The sequence below is a fragment of the Kutzneria chonburiensis genome (assembly GCF_028622115.1).
GTDB classification, from domain to species: domain Bacteria; phylum Actinomycetota; class Actinomycetes; order Mycobacteriales; family Pseudonocardiaceae; genus Kutzneria; species Kutzneria chonburiensis.
Genome location: NZ_CP097263.1, coordinates 622,448 through 644,431 on the forward strand (window position 1 = coordinate 622,448; position 21,984 = coordinate 644,431).

General features: G+C 69.7%; 22 protein-coding genes. 12 read left to right on the forward strand and 10 right to left on the reverse strand.

Translation table 11 applies throughout. From position 1 onward, the window contains the following. Positions 1-9 precede the first annotated feature (9 nt). The 3 genes from M3Q35_RS02975 to M3Q35_RS02985 are packed head-to-tail and all read left to right on the forward strand — an operon-like array spanning position 10 to position 2,506. Positions 10-1,197 (forward strand): hypothetical protein, encoded by a 1,188-nt coding sequence (locus M3Q35_RS02975; RefSeq protein ID WP_273940033.1) that lies wholly within the window; start codon positions 10-12, stop codon positions 1,195-1,197. A gap of 46 nt (positions 1,198-1,243) precedes the next feature. Further along, the gene (locus tag M3Q35_RS02980) at positions 1,244-1,624 is read left to right on the forward strand and encodes a DUF427 domain-containing protein (protein ID WP_273940034.1); all 381 of its coding nucleotides are present in this window, start codon (positions 1,244-1,246) and stop codon (positions 1,622-1,624) included. A gap of 3 nt (positions 1,625-1,627) precedes the next feature. After that, the gene (locus tag M3Q35_RS02985; RefSeq protein ID WP_273940035.1) at positions 1,628-2,506 is read left to right on the forward strand and encodes a TIGR03854 family LLM class F420-dependent oxidoreductase; all 879 of its coding nucleotides are present in this window, start codon (positions 1,628-1,630) and stop codon (positions 2,504-2,506) included. Here M3Q35_RS02985 and M3Q35_RS48745 read toward each other — a convergent pair. Both M3Q35_RS48745 and M3Q35_RS02990 read right to left on the reverse strand, forming a co-directional pair. After that, entirely contained in the window at positions 2,463-2,774 is a 312-nt protein-coding gene (locus M3Q35_RS48745; protein WP_420704757.1) for an HNH endonuclease signature motif containing protein, read from the reverse strand. The two genes, M3Q35_RS02985 and M3Q35_RS48745, sit on opposite strands and share 44 nt — an antisense overlap. Continuing rightward, positions 2,717-3,643 carry a DUF222 domain-containing protein gene (locus M3Q35_RS02990; protein ID WP_273940036.1) on the reverse strand — a complete coding sequence of 309 codons (927 nt, stop codon included), beginning with the start codon at positions 3,641-3,643 and terminating at the stop codon, positions 2,717-2,719. The genes M3Q35_RS48745 and M3Q35_RS02990 overlap by 58 nt, the downstream gene beginning before the upstream one ends. A gap of 310 nt (positions 3,644-3,953) precedes the next feature. Between M3Q35_RS02990 and M3Q35_RS02995 the strand changes: the two genes are divergently transcribed. Next, positions 3,954-4,838 (forward strand): phosphotransferase family protein, encoded by an 885-nt coding sequence (locus M3Q35_RS02995; protein WP_273940037.1) that lies wholly within the window; start codon positions 3,954-3,956, stop codon positions 4,836-4,838. Here the strand turns inward: M3Q35_RS02995 and M3Q35_RS03000 are convergent. Then, positions 4,835-5,962: a CaiB/BaiF CoA transferase family protein gene (locus M3Q35_RS03000; RefSeq protein WP_273940038.1), complete on the reverse strand. Its 1,128-nt coding sequence runs from the start codon at positions 5,960-5,962 to the stop codon at positions 4,835-4,837. The genes M3Q35_RS02995 and M3Q35_RS03000 overlap by 4 nt on opposite strands. 33 nt (positions 5,963-5,995) lie before the next feature. Here M3Q35_RS03000 and M3Q35_RS03005 point away from each other — a divergent pair, with 33 nt between their 5' ends. The 3 genes from M3Q35_RS03005 to M3Q35_RS03015 all read left to right on the forward strand — a co-directional run bounded on the left by M3Q35_RS03005 (position 5,996) and on the right by M3Q35_RS03015 (position 10,151). Beyond that, the gene (locus M3Q35_RS03005) at positions 5,996-7,126 is read left to right on the forward strand and encodes an FAD-dependent oxidoreductase (RefSeq protein WP_273940039.1); all 1,131 of its coding nucleotides are present in this window, start codon (positions 5,996-5,998) and stop codon (positions 7,124-7,126) included. 134 nt (positions 7,127-7,260) lie between these two features. Further along, positions 7,261-9,666, forward strand: coding sequence for an ATP-binding protein (locus tag M3Q35_RS03010; RefSeq protein WP_273944237.1), 2,406 nt, complete (start codon positions 7,261-7,263; stop codon positions 9,664-9,666). 53 nt (positions 9,667-9,719) lie between these two features. Next, on the forward strand, positions 9,720-10,151 hold the full coding sequence (locus tag M3Q35_RS03015) for a sigma factor (protein WP_273940040.1): 432 nt from the start codon (positions 9,720-9,722) through the stop codon (positions 10,149-10,151). On the opposite strand, the gene M3Q35_RS03020 is transcribed toward M3Q35_RS03015, so the two are convergent. From M3Q35_RS03020 to M3Q35_RS03030, 3 genes are all read right to left on the reverse strand, one after another. Continuing rightward, entirely contained in the window at positions 10,113-10,484 is a 372-nt protein-coding gene (locus M3Q35_RS03020; protein ID WP_273940041.1) for a YccF domain-containing protein, read from the reverse strand. The genes M3Q35_RS03015 and M3Q35_RS03020 overlap by 39 nt on opposite strands. 102 nt (positions 10,485-10,586) lie before the next feature. Beyond that, positions 10,587-11,138, reverse strand: a complete 552-nt coding sequence (locus M3Q35_RS03025; protein WP_273940042.1) for a hypothetical protein — start codon at positions 11,136-11,138, stop codon at positions 10,587-10,589. Next, complete coding sequence (locus M3Q35_RS03030) at positions 11,138-11,686, reverse strand: hypothetical protein (RefSeq protein WP_273940043.1); 549 nt, start codon at positions 11,684-11,686, stop codon at positions 11,138-11,140. Before M3Q35_RS03030 ends, M3Q35_RS03025 begins: the two co-directional genes overlap by 1 nt. 226 nt (positions 11,687-11,912) lie before the next feature. Between M3Q35_RS03030 and M3Q35_RS03035 the strand changes: the two genes are divergently transcribed. Continuing rightward, positions 11,913-12,866 (forward strand): CobW family GTP-binding protein, encoded by a 954-nt coding sequence (locus M3Q35_RS03035; protein ID WP_273940044.1) that lies wholly within the window; start codon positions 11,913-11,915, stop codon positions 12,864-12,866. Between the two features lie 55 nt (positions 12,867-12,921). After that, positions 12,922-15,477 carry a PEP/pyruvate-binding domain-containing protein gene (locus M3Q35_RS03040; protein WP_273940045.1) on the forward strand — a complete coding sequence of 852 codons (2,556 nt, stop codon included), beginning with the start codon at positions 12,922-12,924 and terminating at the stop codon, positions 15,475-15,477. On the opposite strand, the gene mug is transcribed toward M3Q35_RS03040, so the two are convergent. Both mug and M3Q35_RS03050 read right to left on the reverse strand, forming a co-directional pair. Then, positions 15,386-15,952: a G/U mismatch-specific DNA glycosylase gene (mug, locus tag M3Q35_RS03045; RefSeq protein WP_273940046.1), complete on the reverse strand. Its 567-nt coding sequence runs from the start codon at positions 15,950-15,952 to the stop codon at positions 15,386-15,388. The two genes, M3Q35_RS03040 and mug, sit on opposite strands and share 92 nt — an antisense overlap. Before the next feature lie 9 nt (positions 15,953-15,961). Continuing rightward, entirely contained in the window at positions 15,962-17,119 is a 1,158-nt protein-coding gene (locus tag M3Q35_RS03050) for a glycoside hydrolase family 64 protein (protein WP_273940047.1), read from the reverse strand. 175 nt (positions 17,120-17,294) lie between these two features. Here M3Q35_RS03050 and M3Q35_RS03055 point away from each other — a divergent pair, with 175 nt between their 5' ends. Beyond that, on the forward strand, positions 17,295-18,347 hold the full coding sequence (locus M3Q35_RS03055) for a glycosyl hydrolase family 18 protein (RefSeq protein WP_273940048.1): 1,053 nt from the start codon (positions 17,295-17,297) through the stop codon (positions 18,345-18,347). Positions 18,348-18,413: 66 nt separating this feature from the next. On the opposite strand, the gene M3Q35_RS03060 is transcribed toward M3Q35_RS03055, so the two are convergent. After that, the gene (locus M3Q35_RS03060) at positions 18,414-18,935 is read right to left on the reverse strand and encodes a dihydrofolate reductase family protein (protein WP_273940049.1); all 522 of its coding nucleotides are present in this window, start codon (positions 18,933-18,935) and stop codon (positions 18,414-18,416) included. Positions 18,936-19,035: 100 nt separating this feature from the next. Between M3Q35_RS03060 and M3Q35_RS03065 the strand changes: the two genes are divergently transcribed. Continuing rightward, entirely contained in the window at positions 19,036-19,734 is a 699-nt protein-coding gene (locus M3Q35_RS03065; protein ID WP_273940050.1) for a TetR/AcrR family transcriptional regulator, read from the forward strand. Between the two features lie 9 nt (positions 19,735-19,743). Further along, positions 19,744-20,079: a putative quinol monooxygenase gene (locus tag M3Q35_RS03070; RefSeq protein WP_273940051.1), complete on the forward strand. Its 336-nt coding sequence runs from the start codon at positions 19,744-19,746 to the stop codon at positions 20,077-20,079. On the opposite strand, the gene M3Q35_RS03075 is transcribed toward M3Q35_RS03070, so the two are convergent. Further along, a complete protein-coding gene (locus M3Q35_RS03075) occupies positions 20,076-21,860 on the reverse strand; it encodes a sigma-54-dependent Fis family transcriptional regulator (protein WP_273940052.1) in 1,785 nt (594 codons plus the stop codon). The genes M3Q35_RS03070 and M3Q35_RS03075 overlap by 4 nt on opposite strands. Positions 21,861-21,984 lie beyond the last annotated feature (124 nt).

Below are 21,984 nucleotides of genomic sequence, written 5' to 3' on the forward strand. Positions count from 1 at the left end.
AGGGAATCAGTGAGACGCAAGGGCATGCTGTCGCTCGTGTTGGCCGCCGGCCTGGCCGTGCTCGGCGCGCCGGCCGCGCACGCCGGCAACGGCTACTTCACCGCCCAGGACCTGACCACGTCGATCGGCGCGCCCATCGGTTTGGGCCAACCGGTCGGGTGGTCGACTCCGTGGGACCTGAAGCGGCACTTCGCCTACGTCGGCTATCACGGTTCCGAGCTCATCGTGGCCAGCTCGTCGCCGGGCGGCGGCTGGACGTGGACCCGGGCCGTCGATCACGTCTACGGCGGTTTCCTGTCGGCGTACTCGTATTCGTGGGACCACAGCTCGCACATCGTCTACGAGGACGGCGTGCGGCATCACTTGATGGAGACGTGGTCGAGCGACGCTTCGCCGACGTGGCAGACCGTCGACCTGACCGCGACCTACGGCGGGCCCGACGTCAGCATGGATCCGCACGGGTATGAGCAGGACGGCGAGCAGCACATCACGTTCGAGCGGGTCGACACCAACGCCGGCGAGCTCTGGCAGGCTGTGTTCAAGCCCGGTGTCGGCTGGCGTTTCGTCAACGTGTCCGCCGCCAGCGGCGTCCACATGATCGACGACCTCGGTTGGTCCCTGCACGCCACGTCCCTCGGCCTCGACGGCGAGGCCATCGGCTACCTCAGTGCCGACGGCTATCCACACGTGTTGGTCGGCCGGCGTGGCCAGTGGTCCGATCTTCGCGTCGGTGGGCAGTACCAGCTCACCTATTTCAACCTCATCTCCATGGTGTTCTTGCGTGAGGGCCACACCCAGCGATACGTGCTGCGCTATCCCGGTTCCGACGGCGACGTGCACGAGGCCGCTTGGACCGCTGCCGGCTGGACCGACACCGACGTCACCGCCGTGACCGGTTCGCGTGGCATAGCGGAGCCTTTCCTGGCCAACGACTCCTACATCTGGAACGCCGACGGCAGCGAGCACATGTTCGCCACCGACCGCTCCACCCTCGCCGTCCACGAGTTCGTCCGCACCCGCGACGGCCGTTGGTTCTTCTGGACCGACACCGGTCCCGTGCACAACGACCTCGGCTGGGTCGCCGGTTTCGCCGCCCCCGACGATTCCGTGCACGGCACCGAGACCGAGTTCTACATCTATTACGACGACAATTCCCACGTCATCGTCTCGGACCTGTCCGCGCCCTACCAGGCGTGATCGGTGTGGGGGAACAACCGCAGGGGTCCGGGGTGTTGCACGTCGTATGACGACGAGCAAGCCGGTGAAGGTTCCTGACGCGCAGCACCCGATCACCGTGACCGCCCAGGGCCAGCATGTGGTCGCGACGGTCGGCGGGCGGGTCATCGCCGACACGCGGGCCGCGTTGACCTTGCAGGAGAGCACCTATCCCGCCGTGCAGTACATTCCGCGCGCCGACGTGGACTTTTCCCTGTTGGAGCGGTCTGCGCACGAGACGTATTGCCCGTACAAGGGTGACGCCTCGTACTACAGCATTCGGGCGGGGGAGACGTCGGCCGACAACGCCGTGTGGACCTATGAGCAGCCGTATGACGCCGTCGCCGACATCAAGGACTATGTCGCTTTCTACCCGAACGTCGTCGATGTGCAGGTCCGCGAGGACTGAGCCGTGGTGAAGGTGCGGTTGGGCGTCGGCCTCGGCGCCGGCGCCGCCGACTTCCCGTCGGTGGTGGACGAGTTGGAGTCCGCCGGCGTCGATTCGCTGTGGCTGTCCGAGGTCGTGTACGGCGCGAATGTGGAGCCGTTGATCGGCATGACCCATGCGCTGGCCCGTACGGTCCGGTTGAAGGTCGGCACCGGTGTCTCGGTGCTGCCCGGCCGTCATCCCGTCCTGGTGGCCAAGCAGTTGGCCACGCTCGCCGGCTTGGCGCCGAGGCGTGTCCTGCCCGTTTTCGGCCTCCGTCCGGCCCGCCGCGCCGAGTGGAACCTGTTTCCCGTCCCTTCGGGCCGTCGCGCCGCCGTTTTCGACGAGTCGCTCCAGCTCGTGAAGCTCTTGCTCACCTCGGACAACGTCCAGTTCTCGGGCGAGTTCTTCCAGCTGGACGGTGTTTCCCTCGCCGACCGCCCCGCCCGTCCGGTGGACATCTGGGTCGGCGGCAGCGCCCCGTCCGCCCTTCGCCGCGTCGGCCGCCTCGCCGACGGCTGGCTCGGCAGTTTCGTCTCTCCGTCTCAGGCCAAGCTGGCCGTCGAGACCATCAAGGCCGCCGCCGCTGACGCCGGCCGCGAGGTCGAGGAGGACCACTACGGCCTTTCCCTGGCCGTCGCCCCGTTCGGCATTCCTCCCGAGCTGGCCCGCGCCGCTTCCGACCGTGCCCCCGGCATCGATCCCGCCGACCTCGTCGCCACCAGTTGGGACGACGCCCGGCGCCTCCTGGACCGCTACCTCGACGCCGGCCTGTCCAAGTTCGTCCTCCGCCCCGCCGGCCCCGTTTCGTGGTCCGACTTCATGCGGCATTTCCTGCCCCTGGCCGAGGCCTTGCACAACTAGCCTTCAGCAGGTCGTCGAACACCGGCACGTTGTCCTCGATCCGTACTCCCCAGTTCCCGTGATGCACCACCCGATGATGCTCACCACACAGCAACACCAGATTGTCCAACGCGGTCACCCCACCATCAGCCCAGTGCACCGCATGATGCCCGTGACACTGACGCGGCCGGCGATCACACCCCGGAAACGCACACCCCTTGTCCCGCTGTATCAACGCCTTCCTGATCGGCCCCGGGATCGTCCGCCGGGCCCGCCCCACATCCAGCACCTCCGACCTCGCCCCAAGATCACCCGCATCACCTTGCTGTCACACCCAATCCTGCGCACCGAATGCACATTCAGCACACCCCCACCCTCAATCCGCGCGGTCGCCTTCCGCTGCTCGAACTCCGCCATCGACATCGTCAACGCCAGATGCGGCCGCTCCCCACCCTCCACCGGCAGATCCTCACTCGCCGCCGCCATCCCGATGATCTCCACCAACGCATCCCCCTGCCGCTCCACCAACGTACGCGAGTCCTTGCCCGACGTCGGCTTCGCCAACGGACTCAGCAACGCCTCCAACCCCGCCCCCGCCTCCGCATCAATCCGCCCCCTGATCACCACCGACCCATCCCGGCGCGTCTCCACAGACAACTCCCGCTCAGGCCGCGCCAACTCCCGATCATCCGGCGCTTTCCCGTCCTGATCCAACAACTGCAAGATGCGCAGCCCGATCGCCTTCAACCGCGCCCCGTCAAACTCCACCGCGTTCTCCAGCAACACCGCCTCAACCTTGTCCCGATCGACCTCCGGCGCCTCATCCAGAGTCTTCCCGATCACGTTCAGATGCAGCCGACTCAGCACCCCCGCCCCCGCCGCTTCCCTGATCTGCCTGCTACGAAACAACTCCGCATGCCGCAACAGCTCCCGCCCCTGCCCCCGCGTGAGCTTCCACCGCCGCATCAGATCCGTCACCATCGCCCGGCGATCGTCCTTCGCCCCCGGCGTCCGCGACCACAACTCCGCCACCACCCCCACCTGCCGCGCATAATCCCTCCTACGCCGCTCTTCAATCTCCCCACCCACCTCCCACAACTCCCCCTCCCCATACTTCCACAACTCGTCTTCCACAGACTTCCCCCAGCCCTCTTCCATACCCCCATTCTACGCGCCCCAAAAGATCGATTTCCGTTACACACCAACCCATACACGATCGTGTCACCATCCTGAAGCCGCCTTCAGAAAAGCGCTTTCCAGCACCATTCACCCGCCTCCCTCGCGCACCCAACCCACACGACCAGGCGGGCGACATTCTGGAATGTGTTGGGAGAGAGGGATGTCAACCGCGCGGCGCGGGCGCCTGAAGCAGCCCCGGCGGAGCGGATCCTGGCTACAGGCCCCCGACAAAGCTGAGCCGGCAACCACTGCGTGCGAGGATGGGGAGATGCCATCTCGATCGCATGCTGTGGATTCTGACCTGCTGGCCCGGTGGTGTGTGGAGCATCTGGGGAGTGGGCCGGCGAAGGAGCTCTTCAGGTCGGGGCATCTGTCGGCGGTGATGGGGCTGCGGCTGGATGACGGGCGGGAGGTGGTGGTCAAGGTACGCCCGGACTCGCCGCGCCTGGCGGCATGTGTGGAAGTTCAACGCCGTATGTTCGAAGCGGGCTACCCGTGCCCGGAGCCGCTGACGGGCGTGGAGAGGCTGGGCGGCGACATGGCGACGGCGGAAAGGTACGTGCCGGGCGGGGCGGTGCTGCCGGGCGGGAAAGACGCGTCGGTGGCATTTGCGGAAGCGTTTGTGGGGCTGATGGAGCTTGCGCCGAGGCCGGAAGAGGTAGGAACGCTCAACCCGCCACCGGAGTGGATGGACTGGAATCACTGCGGGGAAGGACTGTGGCCCAAGCCCGACCTGGACGGCGTGGCGGGAGCGGAGTGGATCGACGAAGCGGGGCGGAGGGCCCGGGAAAGGCTGCGGGCGGACGAAGGCGCGGCGGTGATCGGGCATTGCGACTGGCTGGCGGGCAACGTGCGCTGGAATGAAGGCGAACTGCTGGTGGTGCACGACTGGGACAGCGTGGCGGCGGAGAGCGAAGCGGTCCTGGTGGGGTGTGCGGCGGCGCTGCATTCGACGGTCGACCCCGAAGAACTGGCCACGGTGGAAGAGACGGAACGGTTCCTCGTGGCGTACGGCCGGGCGCGGGGACGGGAGCTCGACGAGAACGAAAGAAGAAGGGCGTGGGCGGCGGGGGTCTGGACGAGGGCCTTCGACGCGAAGTGTCAACATGCGATGGGGCAACGCATCACGGCGTTGTCGGAGGGCGAGGCCCGCGAACGGCTCAAGCGGGCCTAGAAGCCGAGCCAACGAAGGACGGACTCGGTGTGCTGGCCCACAGCGGGCACGGGACCCATCGAAGGCTCCTGACCGCGAACGGTGACGGGCGGCAACAAAGCCTGGACGTCGCCGCCGGGCGTCGAGACGGTGCGCCAACGATCACGGGACTGTAGCTGGGGATGCTGAGCGAACTCGGCAACGGTGCGCTGCTGACCGAAAGCGATCCGGGCGGACTCCAATCGCCCGACGAGCTCGGAACCACTCAACCCGCCGAAGACGGAGTCGATCACGGCGTCGAGCTCCGAACGGTGCGCCACGCGAGCGGAGTTCGAAGCGAAACGGGCGTCAACAGCGACATGGGGCAGCAGAAGGACAACCCGGCAGAACTCGAGCCACTCGCGCTCGTTCTGCACGCCCAACTGGAGCACGGCGCCGTCACCGGCCCGGTAAGCGCCATAAGGCGCGATGGTGGCGTGATGGACGCCGCTACGAACGGGCGCGGAACCGCCATAAACGCCGTAGTAGTAAGGAAAACCCATCCACTCGCCCAGAGCCTCCAGCATGGACACCTCGAAAGCGCAGCCCCGCCCGGTGCGAGAACGGTCGTACAACGCGGTGAGAATGCCGCTGTACGCGTACATTCCGGCGGCGATGTCGGCGGCGGCGATGCCGACCTTCGCCGGCGACGACGGAGTACCGGTCACGGAGATGAGCCCGGCCTCGCTCTGGATGAGCAGGTCGTACGCCTTGCGGTCACGGTAGGGCCCATCGGAGCCGTAACCGGAGATGTCGCACGTGATGAGCCGCGGAAAGTCCTCGGCCAAGGACGCACCGAACCCGAGTCGACCCATGGCACCGGGGGCGAGGTTCTGGACGAAGACGTCGGCCCGGGCGAGCAGAGCCCGCAACACATGGGCGTCCTGCTTCAGGTCGAGCTCGACGCTCTCCTTGCCACGGTTGAGCCACACGAAATGGCTGGACTGACCGTGCACGGCAGCGTCGTAGTCACGGGCGAAGTCGCCGCCGGGCCGCTCGATCTTGATGACCCGGGCGCCGAGGTCGGCGAGCTGACGGGTCGCGAACGGCGCGGCGACGGCCTGCTCGACGGCGACGACGAGCAGCCCACTCAACGGTCCTGGCATCGGTACCTCCTGATCACCCGCAATAATGGACCCGTGACGCGAATCCTGATCATCGGCGGCGGCATCGCGGGCACGTCGGCGGCCCTGGCCGTGCACAAGGCGGGCTTCGACGCGACCGTGTACGAGGCCCACCCGAACACCGGCGCCGACATCGGAGCCTTCCTCACGCTGGCCAGCAACGGCATGATCGCGCTGGCCCAGCTGGACGCGGCCGAGGCGATCGCCCGGGTCGGCTTCCCGCTGACCAGCATGCGCATCACCGCGAACACCGGCGATGTGCTGGGCGTCACACCGATCGGCGAGCAGGACGACCCGCTGAAGCACTACCGCTGCATCGGTCGGGCCGAACTGGGTGCGGCGCTGCGCGAAGAAGCGGTCCGCCGGGGTATCGAGATCGTGCACGGCAAGCGCCTGACCAACATCGACGACGACACGGTGACCTTCGCGGACGGCAGCACGGCCACCGGCGACCTGATCCTCGGCGCGGACGGCCTCAACTCGACGACCCGGCAGCTGTTCGCGCCGACCACGCCCCGCTACGCCGGCCAGCGCGTCTTCTACGGCTACACCTCGGACGCGAAGCCGGACCACGAGCCGGGCCGGATCGACATGGTCCGCGGCAGCGGCGCGGCGATGGGCTACACGGTGTCGCCGCAGGGCGAGACCAACTGGTTCTGCCGCGTGGCCGACGACGAACTGAGCGCCGACGACATCGCCGCCGGTACGCCCGAGCACTGGCGCGCCGTGCTGTTGCCGCTGGTCGAAGCGGACAACACGCCGGCGGCGGAGATCATCGCGGCCACCGCGGACCGGCTGATGGTGACCAACGCCAAGGATCTGCCGGAAGGCATGCCATGGCGGTCGGGCCGGCTGCTGCTGATCGGCGACGCCGCCCACGCCGCCTCCCCGGCCACGGGCCAGGGCGCGTCGATGGCCATCGAGGACGCGGTGGTGCTGGGCAAGGCCCTGCGCGACCTCGGCGTGACGACCGAGGCGCTGGAAGCCTACGAATCCCTGCGCCGGCCCCGGGTCGAGCAGAACATCGCCACGAGTGCCCGGTTCACCGCGGCGCGCACGTCCTCGCAGACCCCGCCGCAGGCCCGGCCGGCCCCGTCCGGCGACGCGGACCTGATGGCACAGCTCGATTGGTCGCAATCGATCTGATGTTGTAGCCGGATTCGTGTATCTCGGCGCGGAGGGGCAACTCCTGGAAGCCGTGGGGCCTCGGTCGCTACGATGTCCCGTCCCGCCGCGGGTAGGGTCGAGTCACGGGTGCAGGAGAGGGAGTGCCGTTGTCAGTGGCACCGACGCGCTGCGAGACGTGCGGGAACGAGTTGCCGTCGCGCGCCGACGGACCGGGTCGGCCGGCTCGGTTCTGCTCGCCTGCCTGCCGCCAGCGGGCCTACCGCCAGCGCACCGGTGACCCCCAGCCCGAGGAGACCGGTGCCGAGCCGCAAGCCACGGCGGCACGCCGTCTGCCAGCCAGTCGGGACGCCTTCATCGGCCGCGTCCATGAGCTGACCGACACCGGCGTTCTGCTGCGCCGGGCCCGTCTGGTGAGCCTGGTCGGCCCGGGCGGCGCCGGCAAGACGCGGCTGGCCACCGAGTACGCGGCGCGCGCGGCGGCGACTTATCCGGACGGTGTCTGGATCGTCGAGCTGGCCCCGCTGACCAGCGATCACCTGCTGGCCCAGACGATCGCGTCCGCGCTGGGCGTGCGCGAGCAGGGCGGCGAGGACCTCGTCGACACGGTTGTCCATGCGCTGCAAGGAAAGCGTGCACTGCTCGTGATCGACAACTGTGAGCATCTCGTCGACGCGAGCGCGTCGATGGCCGATGCCCTGCTGACCGGCTGCCCGCAGCTGCGCGTGCTGGTCACCAGCCGCGAATCCCTTGACCTGCCAGGCGAAGCGGTGCTGCGGGTCGGGCATCTCTCGCTGCCCAACGAGGTCGTGTCCTCGCGGTCGGACGCCGTGCAGCTGTTCGTGGAGCGGGCTCGCCTGCTGCGCCCGGACTTCGAGTTGACCGACGCGAACCGCCCGGTCGTCGCCGAGATCTGCGTACGGCTGGACGGCATTCCGCTGGCGATCGAACTCGCCGCGCGCTGGGTGCGCGTGCTGTCGGTGGACGAGATCCTTGCCCGCCTTGACGACCGGTTCGAGCTGCTGTCCCGCGGCCCCCGTACGGCCGCGACGCGGCACCGCGATCTGCGTGCGACCATCGAGTGGAGCTATGAGCTGCTCGACGACACCGAACGGGAGGCGCTGCGCCGCCTGTCGGTGCTGGCCGGCGACTTCAGCCTGGACTCGGCCAGCGCGGTCTGTGGGACGTCGCCGCAGCGCACACTGCGGCTGCTGGCCGACCTCGACGCGAAGTCGCTGGTCGTGGCCGTGCCCGGGGTGATCCAGCGGTTCCGCCAGCTGGAGTCGATCCGGCTGTACGCACGGGAGAAGCTGGCCGAGGCGGGCGAGGTCGACGACACCACCGAGCGGCTGGTCGGCTGGCTGACCTCGCTCGGCGAGTCGCACTACGTGGACCAGATGCTGCTCACCGTGTACGACGACGGCCCCAAGGTGGACGATGAGCGCGACAACCTGTTGCAGGCCGTGGAATGGACGACGGCGCGCCGCGACGAGCGCCTTGCGGTGCTGGCCGCGGCGCTCGGCGGTGCCTGGCGGCGGCAGGGGCACACGGTCCAGATCCGCAAGCTGCTCGAGGCCGCGCTGACCATCACGACGGCCGACAATCCGTACCGCAGCCTTGCGTTGATCGAACTGGGCTGGTTCAACTTCACCGCCGGAGACTTCGAACACGCCCTCGAGCTGGCCGTGGAGGCGGCGGCACTGGAGGAGCCACAGGGGCGGGCGGTGGTGCTCGGCCGCAACATGACCCTGCTTTCCATGGTCTACCAGGCGTTGGGCGACCTGGACCGCAGCCTGCGCTGCGCCCAGCGTTGCGTCGACCTGGTCCGGCCCCTCGGCCGGCCGCTGGACACCGCGGTCGGCCTGCACAATCTCGGCTACGGCGCGCTGGCCGGCGGCGATCTGGTGCGGGCGGCGGAGCTGATCGAGGAGTGCCTGCCGGTCTACCTGGAGCTGGCGGATCCGGTGAAGCAGATGGAGATCCTGCACTCGGCCGGCGGCATCGCGCTGGAGCGCGGGAAGATCGACCAGGCCGGGGACTACTTCCTGCGCAGCGTCGAGGCCTGCCCGACGGCGGGCGAGCCGTCCACGTATCCGGTCGAGGGGCTGGCGATCGTCGCGGCGCTGACCGGCGAGCCCAAGCGCGCGCTGCTGCTCGGCACGGCGATGGCGGCCCAGCTGCGGAAGTGGCGGATGCGTCGGGAACCGTTCTGGCAGGGGCACGTCGATGCCGCGATGGCCACCGCGCGGGCGGCGCTGAGCGCGCAGGCCGCGCGGGAGGCGACCGAGGCCGGCGAGCGGATGACCCTGGAGCAGGCGGTCGCGTACTCGCTGCGGGCGCCGGTCGCGAACGACGACTCGCCGCTGTCGCAGCGCGAGTGCGACGTGGCCATGCTGACCGCGGAGGGCCTGACCAACCGGGAGATCGCCGGCCGGCTGTCGATCTCCGAGCGGACCGTGGAGACGCATCTGCTGCACATCCGCACCAAGCTCGACTTGCGGACCCGGGCCCAGGTGGCGGCATGGGCGGTGGAGCGGGGCCGGGTTTCGTCACGCCCCTGAGCGCTGTGGGTTTCCCCGATGTCGCGGCCCGCTCAATGGTTGAAACTCAAACCATGGCTAGGGGTGAGAAGGTCGTCCGGGCGTTGTACCAGCAGCACGGGGCCGCGCTGATGGCGTACGCGAACCGGCTGACCGGGGGCCGTCAGGCCTGGGCCGACGACGTCGTCACGCAGACCCTCGTCCGCGCCGCCACCGCCACCGACCTGGGCAAAGGCATGCAGACACGGCTGTGGCTGTTCCGCACCGTGCAGGACGTGGTCGGCGAGGGCACGGACACCGTGGTGCCGGTGGCGCAGCGCCGCCAGCTCGCCGTCGCCGACGCGCTGTTCGCGCTGCCGCCCCGGCACCGTGACGTTTTGGTCGCTCCCGGGACGACCGCCACCACAGGCGCTTTCGCGGCGCTGCACGCCTTCAAAGCCGCACTCGCGGCGCGCGGCGTGACGAAATCAGGTCTCGACGATCTGCTTGCCGAGCGGCAGCAGTGACACCGGGATCAGCTTGAAGTTGGCGATGCCGAACGGGATGCCGATGATCGTGACGCAGAGCAGGAAGCCGGTGACCAGATGACCGAGTGCCAGCCACCAGCCGGCAACCACGATCCAGATGATGTTGCCCAGCAGCGCCCCCGCGCCCGCGGTCGGCTTGTCCACCAGGGTGCGGCCGAACGGCCACAGGGCGTAGCTGGCCATCCGGAACGACGCGATGCCGAACGGGATCGTGACGATCAGCACGCAGCAGATCAGGCCGGCCACGGCGTAGCCGAGCGCCATCCAGAAGCCGGACAGCACCAGCCAGATCAGGTTCAGCAGGGTCTTCATGCCCTCATCCTGCCCGGCCGGCGCCGGGCCCGGCGGCTCATCGGGCCAGGACCAGGGTCATTTCAGGGTCGGCATCAGGGTGGCGGCGGCTGCCCCGACTGGTCAGCGCGCCAGCAGCTGGTCGAGGAACGACCGGTAGCCGCGCAGGGCAAGGCGGAGATCCTCGGTCTCGGCGTGCGACCCCTGCTGCCACTGCTCCTCGAGCAGGTGCTTGCGCTGGCTGAACGCTGAGGCCACCGACTGCATCAGCTCGGCGACCAGCACGTCCGCGTCCTGCACGGCCCGCTTCGGGTCGTCGACGAAGCCGGCCTGGACCTCGCTCCAGCGGGTACGGAACCGGGTCGCGTCGGCCTCGTCGAACAGCACGTCGGCGGCCGCGTCGGGGCGGTCGGTCGGCTGCTTCTGGCCGGTCAGGGTGGTGTCGGAGGGCCGAGCCGTCTCGTCGACCTCGGTGATCCGGTCGCCGCTCAGGTGGTCCTGGTCGTACAGCCGGTCCTCGGTGCCGGTCCGGCCGGTGTCCGTCCGGTCGAAGTCGGCACGGTCGTCGGTCCGGTCGGAGTCGATCGGGTCCGTCTCGGCGCGCGGCTCGTCGGCCGTGCCCCGGGTCGGGTTGGCGATGTCCTCGGTGGTGGTGACGTTCTCGTGCTGGCGCATCACTTGCTCCGCTCCGTGGTGGCGTGGTCGAGCAGGTCCTCGACGATGGTCCGGTAGTGCCGCATGGCGTTGCGCAGGTCCTCTGTGGACGGTGCGTCGTCGTCGCCGCGGCTGGAGATGCCGTGGGCGATCCGGTAGCTGTCCAGCACCTGGCCGTGTTCGACGGACAGGTCGGCGATCTGCTGCTCGGTGCCCTCGACCGGGTAGCCGCGCTCACGCATGATCTGGCCGACCAGCTCGTCGGCCCGGCGGACCGCGCCGTGCGGCGAGTCGACGAACTGCTCCTGGGCCCAGGTCCAGTCGCGCAGGTAGCCCTCGCGGCTCTCCTTGGTCAGCGGACGCAGCTCGAACTTGTCGTGCCGGCGCTGCCTTTCCTCGAGCTCGTGCTCGGCGCTGCGGCGATCTCCCTTGTCCCGCACCAGGTGCTCGTACTCCGGGCCGAACTTCTCCTGGAGCCGGCGGCGCTTGAGGTACGGCAGGGCGACCAGCGCACCCACCAGCAGCACGACGACGACTACGACCACGATCACGATTGCTGTGGTCGACATGGTTTCCTCCTTCGTTGGTGTGACCACCGACGATTGCCCGGTTCCCGGCAGGCGAAACGCGGTTTGGTCCGGTTCGGAGGGGGAGTGCGGCCAGCGGGAGCAGCCGGCGCTGGGCCGGCCGGGCGTTACCGCCAGGCACGCGGCGGCCGTGCGAACACGCCCGTGCGCGCAGCGTGAGAGTCGATGCCGGATATCCTTGGCGAAAATCGGGACCTGGGAAGGGATCATGGTGGCCGTCCCCGTGATCGTGCTGGCCGGTTTTCTCGGCGCCGGCAAGACGACTCTGCTCAACCACCTGCTGCGGGCCGGCGGCGGCACGCGGATCGGGGTGGTGGTCAACGACTTCGGCGCGGTCAACATCGACGCGATGGCGGTCGCCGGCCAGGTCGACTCGATGGTGTCGCTGTCCAACGGCTGTGTGTGCTGCGTGACCGACGGGGGCGGTCTCGACGACGTGCTGGGCAAGCTCACCGGCGCGGTGGACGTGATCGTGGTGGAGGCCAGCGGCATCGCCGAGCCGCAGGCGGTGGCCCAGCAGGTGCTGGGCAGCGCCGATCCGGCGGTCGACTACGGCGGCCTGGTCGAGGTGGTCGACGCGGTCGAGTTCACGGCCACCCGCGCGCGGCATCCGGAGCTGGACAAGCACCTGGCCGTGGCCGACCTGGTGGTGCTGAACAAGATCGACCGGGTGGACGCGGCCGAGCTGGCCGAGGTGTTCGCCGTGGTGACGGAGCTGGCCGACGGCGCGGCGATCGTCACGACCGAGCACGGGCGGCTCGACCCCGGCCTGCTGTTCGACCGGCGCGAGCGGCCGAAGCCGGCCCAGCTGTCGTTCGACGACCTCGAGGACCACAGCCAGCACGTGCACGCGGCGTACCAGAGCATCGTGTTCGAGTCCGACGAGCCGATGCACCCCGAGCGGCTGATGGCCTTCCTCGACGGCCGCCCGGAGGGCGTGTTCCGGATCAAGGGGTACGTCCACTTCGGACGGCACGGCACCCTCGAACTCCAGGTGGTCGGCGGCTTCCTGCGCTTCCGGCCCACCCGATCGGGCAGTCATCGCACCAGCCTGGTGTTGATCGGCGTCGACATGAGCGGACTGGAAGAACAGCTGGTCGGCTGCGTGGGGGAGGGCGAAGAACAGGCCATGTTCGCGGTGCACCGGCACACCGAGTCGTGAACTCGTTATTCAACAGCTGTTGAGTTTACCGGCGCTTGGTCTTAACCTCGGCGTCATGTCAACGCTGACCTTGGACTTCACCGGGATCGACGGCACCATGCTGGCCACGGTCGGCGGCAAGGCGGCCAACCTGGGCGTGCTCACCGCGGCCGGCCTGCCGGTGCCGCCCGGCTTCTGCGTCACCACCGAGGCGTACCGGCGGGTGGCCGCCGGCGTGCCGCTGGACCAGGTCCGGGACGTGCTCCTCGGCGTGGAGATCCCGGCCGACATCGCCGACGAGATCCGCACGCGCTACCTGGAGCTGGGCGCGGATGCCCCGGTCGCGGTGCGCTCGTCGGCCACCGCCGAGGACCTGCCGTTCGCCAGTTTTGCCGGCCAGCAGGACACTTTCCTCAACGTCGTCGGCGTCGACAGGGTGCTCGACGCCGTCCGTCGGTGCTGGGCGTCGCTGTGGACCGATCGCGCCGTTGCCTACCGGGACAGCAACGGCATCGACCACGGCGCTGTTGAGCTGGCCGTGGTGGTGCAGCTCATGGTCGACTCCGCGGTGGCCGGCGTGCTGTTCACCGCCAATCCGGTCACCGGCCGGCGGCGCGAGGCCGTGATCGACGCCAACGCCGGGCTGGGGGAGACGGTGGTGTCGGGCTCGGTCAATCCCGACCACTTCGTGGTCGACACGGCGTCGGCGACGATCCTCCAGCGGCGCTTGGGAGACAAGAAGGTTGCCATCCGGTCGGTCGCCGGCGGTGGCACCGAAGAGGTTCCGCTCGACTCGGCCGAAGCGTGCCTGTCGGACCAGCAGATCCTGGCGCTGGCGGAACTCGGCGACCGGGTCGAGCGGCACTACGGCAGCCCGCAGGACACGGAGTGGGCCATCGACGCCGACGGGCGGTTGTGGCTGACCCAGGCCCGGCCGATCACGACGCTGTACCCCGTGCCCGACAGCCCGTCCAACGACGGCCGCGGCCGGCACGCCTACCTCTGTGTTTCCGTTGCGCAGGGCCTGTATCGGCCGATCACGCCGATGGGGATCGCCTCGTTCCGGCTCATCGCCAGCGGCGGCCGCCGCATGTTCCGGCTGCCGGTGACCGATGCCCTGGCCGGGCCGGCGTTCTTCTCCGACGCCGGTGAGCGCGTGTACGCCGACGTCACCGCCGTCGTGCGCAGTCGCCTGGGCCGATTCATCGTGCCGAAGGTCTTCGACGTCATGGAGGCGCGGTCGGCCGCCGCGATGCGGTCGCTGTTCGACGACCCCGACATGTCGCTGCGGCCCGGCGCGGCCCGCGCGGCGCTGCGTATCCTGAAACTGGCGCTGCGTATGGGTTTCCCGTTCCGGCTGGTCGAGGCGATCATCCGGCCGGCGGCGGCCGAGCGGCGGCTCGACCGGCTGGGCGCGTGGTTGGCCGGTCGGGCGACCCTGACCGGCGAGCACGATTCACGGACCAGGCTCGACCACGTGATCCAGGCGCTGCCGCTGATTCCGACGATGCTGCCCCGGGCACTGCCGACGCCGCTGGCCGGGTTCGTCATGCTGGCCTGGGCACGAAAGCTGCTGGGCAGCGGCGAAGGGCTGGAGACCGTCCTTCGTGGACTCCCACACAACGTGACCACCGAGATGGACCTGGAGCTGTGGCGGGTGGCGACCGAGCTGCGGGCCGAAGGGGTTGAACCATCCGTGGCCTCGCCTGCGGTGCAACGATTCCTGAGCCGTTACGGTCATCGCGCGGTCGCCGAGATCGACCCGGGCATGCCGCGCTGGTCCGACGACCCGGCCCATATTCTCGGTGTGCTGGCCAACTACCTGCGTGTCGACGACCCCGATGCCGCACCGGATGCCCAGTTCAAGCGGGGCGCGGCCGAGGCCGAGGCGATGATCCAGTCGTTGTCCGCCAAGGCTGGTGGCGTCCGTGGCCGGCTGGTCGGCTTCGCCCTGCGCCGGACCCGGCGGCTGGCCGGGCTGCGCGAGACGCCGAAGTTCTTCCTGATCCAGTTCCTGGCCCAGGTCCGCCGCCAGCTCCAGTACGTCGGTGCGGAGTTGGCTGCCGCCAACCGGATCGACCGGGCCGACGACGTGTTCTTCCTTTCGCTCAAGGAATGCCGGGAAGCGTTGGACGGCAAGGACTTCCGGGAGATCGTCGCCGGCCGCCACGAGTCGTACGACCGGGAGATCAGGCGTCGGCGGGTGCCGCAGATGCTGCTGTCCGACGGCACCGACCCGGAGGCGATCAGCGCCCCGCCGGCCGACGGGGCCATGATCGGCACCGCCGCGTCCACCGGTCAGATCACCGGAACCGCCCGGGTGGTGCTGGATCCGGTCGGCGCACACCTCGAACCGGGCGAGATTCTCGTTGCCCCGTCGACGGATCCGGGCTGGACGCCGCTGTTCCTGACCGCCGGCGGACTCGTGATGGAGATGGGCGGCGCCAACTCGCACGGCGCCGTCGTCGCCCGGGAGTACGGAATCCCCGCGGTGGTCGGGGTTCCGAACGCCACGCTGCGCATCGCCACCGGTGACGTGATCACGGTCGACGGGGCGGCCGGGACGGTGTCGCTGCTTCCCGCAGCCGACCGAACTCCGCCGCCAGCGCCGGCAGCTGCCACTGCGCGTTGAGGCCACTGGGATTGGGCAGCACCCACACCCGGGTGTCGCCGATCACCTTGTCCTGCAAGCCAACCGTGGCCTTCGGTGCGTCGAACGCGGTCCGATAGGCGCCGACGCCCACCACGGCAAGGAATCTCGGCCGGCACTCCAGCACGACCGACACCAACCGCTGGCCGCCGGCCACGAACTCGTCGGCGGTCAGCTCGTCGGCCCGGGCGGTTGCCCGGGCGACGACGTTGGTGATGCCCAGACCCAGTCCCGGCAACAGCTTCTGCTCGGACGCGGCGAACAGTCGCGGCGTGAAGCCGGCCGCGTGCAGCGCCGGCCAGAAGCGGTTGCCGGGACGGGCGAAGTGGAAACCGGTGGCCGCCGACCACAGACCCGGATTGATCCCGCAGAACAGGACGTTCAGACCGGGAGCGATCAGGTCGTCGATGACGGTGCCGTGGGCGGCGGCCAACTCGGCCTTGCTGGGCTTGTGCACCCGTAGAACCTAGTTGAACGGGTCCAGGGTCATCGTGGCGCTGCTCGGGTTGCCGTCGTTGACCAGGGACTCGAAGTTGCCCACGTCGTCGAAGGCGAACGCGTAGGCCTTGCCGTCGACCATCTGGGCGTGGATCAGCTTGGCGTACTGGTTGGTCACGCTGTCCTTGTAGAAGTCGCCGGCGTTGTTGTCGGGCTGGTTGGCCGAGGTCAGCAGCGTGCCGCGGTTGTAGCCGGCGCACAGCGTGCGGGAGATCGGCCCGCGGACCAGGTCGTTCGGCGCGTCAAGGAGCTTGAAGCAGCCGAAGATGCTGGAGGCGTCCGGTTTCTGGAACGACGTGACCACTTGCCCGGCGCTGTTGGTGAAGTTCATGACGTTGCCCGAGACCCGCCCGAAGTACTTGGTGTTGGGCTGGTCGGCGAACGGCGTCACGGTCAGCGTCGAGCCGGCGTACTTGCTCCACACGCGATTGACGTAGTCGGCCATCGCGCTCTCGGTCAGCGCCCCGGTCTCGACCCCGTGCCCCGGTGACAGCGCGCGGATCACGCTGCTGCCGGAGGTCTGGATCAGCCCGGACCAGCCGCTCATCGCCTTCAGCCCGTTCAGCACGGCGTTGTAGCCGCCGGCTTTGAGGTGCCCGGTGGTCTTCGAGCCGACACTCACCGCGTAGGGCGCGGAGAACATGTCGACCTGGGTGCTGTTGATCCAGATGCCGGCGTCGTTGAGCGTGTACTCGGACCAGTTGAACAGGATGTTCCGGTTGGGATCGCTGGGGTTCTGCACGGCCGGCTGGACAAGGCCGCCGGTGGTCAGCTTGAACACCAGCTTCTGGCCGTAGGAGAAGTAGACCCGGCCGGAGAACTTGGGGATCCGGATGGTGACCGAGCCGCCGTTGCCCGGCCCGGCGATGGACGCGTCCGGGGCGGCGGTCGGCGGATTGCCGCCCGGCGGCCAGGCGTGGAAGCCGCCGTTGGCATCGGCCCAGCCCTGCTGGCCGGTGGCCAGGTTGGTGCCGAGGTCGTAGATGTAGACCGGGCCGGACTTGCCGGAGTTGTTGACGATCTTCAGCGGGATGGTGGCCGGCACCGCGGCCTGGGCCGGTGCGACCAGCACACCGGCGGCCACCGCGGTGGCGGCGATGGTGCACAACAACCTTGTCGTGCGCATACGTGAATTCCCCTCGTCGTGGGCAGGGTGGCGAGGCGGCCGTGCTCTCGGGTCAGGGTGTGAGAGCGCTCTCATGGTCACGCGCCGGTCATCTGCTGTCAATGTCGGAACCGGTCCCGGGTTGTTCCGGACAAAGGTCTGGACCTTCGGTACCGGTTCCGAGAGGCTGTGGGGCATGTTGACCTCACGACTGGCCCGTGGGCTGGCCGCGGCCGCGGCACTCGCCGCGGTGGCCGCCACGGTGACTCCCGCGGCGGCGGCCGAACACCACCAGCGGGCGATTCCGGCGCACGTGTTCGCGCCGTACTTCCAGACGTACAAGCCGGGCGACCCGGCGGAGCAGGCGGCGGCCTCCGGCGCCCGCTACCTGACCATGGCCTTCCTCCAGACGCCGGTCGCCGGCTCCTGCGAGGCGACCTGGGACGGCGACCCGAACCGGCCGATCTCACCGGCCCAGTACGGCGACTCCATCAAGCGGCTGCGGGCCATGGGCGGCGACGTGATCGCGTCGTACGGCGGCGGCGACGCGTCGGGCCACGGCACCGACATCGCCGACAGCTGCACCGATGTCGCCAAGATCGCCGCGAACTTCGAGAAGGTGATCACGACCTACGACATCACCCGTATCGACCTCGACGTCGAGGGGCCGATGCAGAAGAACCTGGCCGGCGTGGACCGTCGCAACAAGGCCATCGCCGAGGTGGAGAAGTGGGCGGCGGCCAACCACCGCCTGATCCAGTTCGACTACACCGTGCCGACCGACGTCATCGGCGTCACCCAGGGCTCGCGGGACATGCTGGCCAACGCCAAGGCCAACGGCGCCGAGATCCACATCGTCAACATCATGACCTTCGACTACTACGACGACAAGCCGCACCAGATGGCCGCCGACACCAAGACGGCGGCCGCCCTGCTGCTGGCCGCCCTGCGCGCGCTGCACCCGGGCACGCCGGACGCCAAGCTGTGGCCGCAGATCGGCATCATCGAGATGGTCGGCATCGACGACTACGGCTCGGGCGGCGAGACCGGCCCGCTGGAGATCTTCACCCCGCGCGACGCCGTCGACGTGACGGTGTGGTCGTGGCAGCACAACATCGGCTCGCTGTCGTTCTGGGCGCTCGGCCGCGACAGCGGCTCCTGCCCCGGCCAGCACTCCGACGCCTGCTCCGGCGTCCAGCAGGCCGACTGGCAGTACACCCACACCATGACCGCCTTCACGCACAACTGACCGACGCCATGAAGGGGCTTTCCTCCACTCCGAGTGCAGGAAGGCCCCTTCCAAGCGAAAAAGGCGTCAGGCGGGGGTGTAGATCAGCTCTATGGCGCCGCCGGGGTGGGTGCGCTGGCACTGGAGGTGCAGGGGTTGGCCGGGGGTGCCGGCGAACAGGGGGACGCCGGAACCCAGCAGCATCGGCAGCACGACGACGCCGAGCCGGGCGACGGCCCCGAGTTCGAGGAAGGCTCGGATCGTGCGGGCCCCGCCGAGCAGGTGCACGTCGCCCATGAGACCGGTGAGCTGGAGGCGGCGCAGCAGTTCCGCCGGGTCGTCGCAGGCCCGCGCCCGCACGTCGGACGGCAACGGCCGGGAGGTCAGCACGTGCACTTCTTTGTCGGTCCACGGCCAGTCCTGGGACCAACGGGCCAGGCCGCGGTCGAAGGTGGCCCGGCCCATCACCACGGCCTCGCAGTGCTCCAGCACCTCGGCGATGCCGTGCGAGCGGTGCTCGTAACCGGGCAGCGACTCCCAGGCCGCCACGCCGTCCGCATCGGCCACGAACCCGTCGAGGCTGACCCCGACGTGCGTGCGGATCACCATGCCAGCCCCTTCACGATCGGTGTCCTCGGGACACACAGGTGTCTGCCGGACACTTCGGTGTACGGTAGACACGCCTGGGGAGGACAGCAAGGGGCCGTCGGTGACAGAAAGTGCCAGGTTTTCCGGCACGGATTTGCTCTGGGAGCTGGGCGACCAGGGCGGATCGGTCACGCGAACCCCGCTGACGGTGCCCCGCATCGCCGCGGCCGGCATCACGCTGGCCGACGCGGCCGGCATGGCCTCGGTGTCCATGCAGCAGGTGGCCGGCCTGCTTGACGTGACCAAGATGGCCCTCTACCGCCACGTCACCAACAAGGCCGAGCTGGTCGCGGTGATGATCGAGATCGCGGTGGGGGAGCCGCCCGACCTGTCGACGGTGCCCGGCGGCTGGCGGCCCAAGCTGGCCGCGTGGGCCGGCCTGATGCGCGAGACCTGGCAGCGGCATCCGTGGCTGCCGGCGGCGACGGTCGGTGAGCGGGCGATGGGCCCGCGTGAGATCGGCTGGACCGAGGCGGCGGTGGCCGCGCTGGACGGCACGGGCCTGACCGGCGCCGAGCGGATGGACGCCGTTTTCCTGGTCAGCGGGCATATCCGCAACACCCGCTCGGCCTCGACCGCCGGCACGCAGCCGTGGAACCGGGACAAGAGCCTGCGGGAACGGATCGCCGCGCACGGCGACCGGTTCCCGGCCCTGGTCGCCGCGACCGACGACGCCGCCGGCGCGAAACCGGACAGCAGCTGGCAGTTCGGGCTCGACCGGATCTTCGACGGCCTGGAGCTGCTGATCACCGGCCGATAACCTGGCCGTATGAGCATCTATGTGCGCGTCGAGATCACCCCGCACGACGGCAAGCAGGCCGAGTTCGAGGAGATCGCCAAGGCGCTGGTCGCCGGCACCGCCGACGAGCCCGGCACGCTGTCCTACCGCGTGTTCTCCGACGCCCCCGGCAGCTACACCTTCATCGAGGAGTACGTCGACGCGGCCGCGTCGGCCGCCCACGGCAAGAACAGCCGCGAGCTGCTCGGTCAGCTGCCCGGCATCGCCGACATCACCCGTATCGACGTCTACGGCGGCCCCGGCGACGACGTCGCCAAGATCGCCAGCGTCTTCCCGCGGGCCACGCCGCACGCCCAGGTGTTCTAGCGCTCCGGCGTCACGATCCCGTACTCGTGGATCTTGCGGTACAGCGTCGCCCGGGACATGCCCAGCAGCTGCGCGGTCTGCACCTTGTTGCCGCCGCTGTCGGCCAGGCCCTGCACGATGGCGTCCCGCTCGATCGACTCCAGCCGGGACAGCGGCCGCCGGGTCAGGGTGCGGAACTCGGCCGGCAGGTCGCCGGGCTGGATGGTGCCCGTCCGCCGCTGCTGCACCGCGGTCTTGAGCACGTGGTGCAGCTCGGCGACGTTGCCCGGCCAGTCGGCCCGCATCAGCAGGTGCATCGCCGCCGGCGAGCAGGTCAGCTGACCGCCGTGGCCAAGGCGGTTGAGGAACAACGGGACCAGCTCGGACAGGTCCTCCACGTGCCGGCGCAGCGGGGGGACCCGCACGGTACGGGGGAACAGCGCCAGCAGCTCGGCCAGCTCCGGCCGGTTGATGGCGTTCTCGGTCAACGTCAGCGACACCCATGTGGTGCGGGAAGCCAGGCGTAGCAACCGAATCGTGGTCGCCAGCGCCGGGCCGGCCAGCCGGTCGACGTGCCGGATCACCAGCGCGTCCACCGGATCCTCGACCAGCTCGCGCCGGAGATCGTCGTGCCAGCCGGCGTTCGCGGCCGCCGCGTCGAGCAGGTGCACGCGGCCGGTCGGGTGCCGGCGCTGGTGCACGCAGCGGGCCAGCGTCGTCTTGCCCACGCCCGGATCCCCACCCAGCACCAGCCATTCGCCCGCGCTGTAAGCGGAATCCACGTCGTGGGCGCAGCGCAGCCACAGCGGCGCGGAGCCGACCGCGCCGGGCAGGAACATCGGCAGCCGCGGCTCGGGCACGCCCGCCCCCTCCGGCTCGGAGTCGATCAGCTTGCCGCACAGCACGACGCCGGCCACGTCGGTGCGGTGCTGGCCGAACACCTTGCGGCACTGGGACCGCACCTTGCTGCCGGTCGGCAGGGCCACGTCCGCGGTGCTGGACCGCCGCTCGGCCACGGCCTGGGTGGCGTGCCCGATCAGCACCGACTGGTCGGCCGGGTCCAGCAGCTGCCGGGCGTGGTCGTTCATCATCACGATGCCGTCGTTGAACGCCAGCACGATGCCGGTGGTCCGCCGGCAGGCCCGCAGATAGGCCTGGAACAGGGCCAGCTCACGGGGATTGCTGTGGGTCAACAGGGTCTGGCTGATCTGCTCGGCCGTCGACTGGGCCAGCGCCACCAGCAGCCGGCCGGCGTCCCGGCTCCAGCACGTCAGGTCGATCGCGCCGACCAGCTTGCCGGTCACCGGGTGCTGGATCGGTGCGCCCGCGCAGGCCAGGGTCTCCAGGTTCTCGGCGTAGTGCTCGTGTCCGAACACGTGGGTCGGCCGGCCCTCCTCCAGCGCGGTGCCGATGCCGTTGGTGCCGACGAACTGCTCGCCGTAGCTGAAACCGGGCACCAGCTCCACCCGCTCCAGCTTGCGGTGCAGGTCGGCGTCGCCGGTGCGCTGGGTCAGCACCACACCCGTCGGATCGGTGAGGATCAGGCTGATGGGCTGGCCGTCGAGCTGGTCGCCCAGTCGTTGCAGGACGGGCGTCGCGGCGCGGATCAGCGGCGAGTCCAGCTCGGGCTCGCGGACGTAGGGCAGCACGATCCGGTCGGCCGGCACCCGCAGCCGCCGCGACCGCCACCACGAGTCCAGAATCGCCTTGCGCACCTGGTCGGCGGCAAAGGACTCCGAGGTCAGGAACCGCTCCCGGGTGCGGGCTAGTCGCCTCTCGTCGGCCGCCACTACGTCCTGCACATGGACCTCCTACCCACGGACAGCCCTGGCCGCGGGCACCCGGCGGTGCCTCCCGCTCGGCCCAGCGTAGGCCCCTTCCCGCGTCGGCGGGTGTCTCAAATTGAGACACCCGACTTCCCCGACC

Excerpts from the sequence above, each read along its gene's own strand:
- M3Q35_RS03055 (WP_273940048.1), top strand. The coding sequence starts at position 17,295 with ATGTTGACCTCACGACTGGCCCGTGGGCTGGCCGCGGCCGCGGCACTC.
- M3Q35_RS03040 (WP_273940045.1), top strand. The coding sequence starts at position 12,922 with ATGTCAACGCTGACCTTGGACTTCACCGGGATCGACGGCACCATGCTG.
- M3Q35_RS03070 (WP_273940051.1), top strand. The coding sequence starts at position 19,744 with ATGAGCATCTATGTGCGCGTCGAGATCACCCCGCACGACGGCAAGCAG.
- M3Q35_RS03030 (WP_273940043.1), bottom strand. The coding sequence starts at position 11,686 with ATGTCGACCACAGCAATCGTGATCGTGGTCGTAGTCGTCGTCGTGCTG.
- M3Q35_RS03060 (WP_273940049.1), bottom strand. The coding sequence starts at position 18,935 with ATGGTGATCCGCACGCACGTCGGGGTCAGCCTCGACGGGTTCGTGGCC.
- M3Q35_RS03025 (WP_273940042.1), bottom strand. The coding sequence starts at position 11,138 with ATGCGCCAGCACGAGAACGTCACCACCACCGAGGACATCGCCAACCCG.
- M3Q35_RS02980 (WP_273940034.1), top strand. The coding sequence starts at position 1,244 with ATGACGACGAGCAAGCCGGTGAAGGTTCCTGACGCGCAGCACCCGATC.
- M3Q35_RS03000 (WP_273940038.1), bottom strand. The coding sequence starts at position 5,962 with ATGCCAGGACCGTTGAGTGGGCTGCTCGTCGTCGCCGTCGAGCAGGCC.
- M3Q35_RS03035 (WP_273940044.1), top strand. The coding sequence starts at position 11,913 with ATGGTGGCCGTCCCCGTGATCGTGCTGGCCGGTTTTCTCGGCGCCGGC.
- M3Q35_RS02990 (WP_273940036.1), bottom strand. The coding sequence starts at position 3,643 with ATGGAAGAGGGCTGGGGGAAGTCTGTGGAAGACGAGTTGTGGAAGTAT.
- M3Q35_RS03020 (WP_273940041.1), bottom strand. The coding sequence starts at position 10,484 with ATGAAGACCCTGCTGAACCTGATCTGGCTGGTGCTGTCCGGCTTCTGG.
- M3Q35_RS03015 (WP_273940040.1), top strand. The coding sequence starts at position 9,720 with ATGGCTAGGGGTGAGAAGGTCGTCCGGGCGTTGTACCAGCAGCACGGG.
- M3Q35_RS03050 (WP_273940047.1), bottom strand. The coding sequence starts at position 17,119 with ATGCGCACGACAAGGTTGTTGTGCACCATCGCCGCCACCGCGGTGGCC.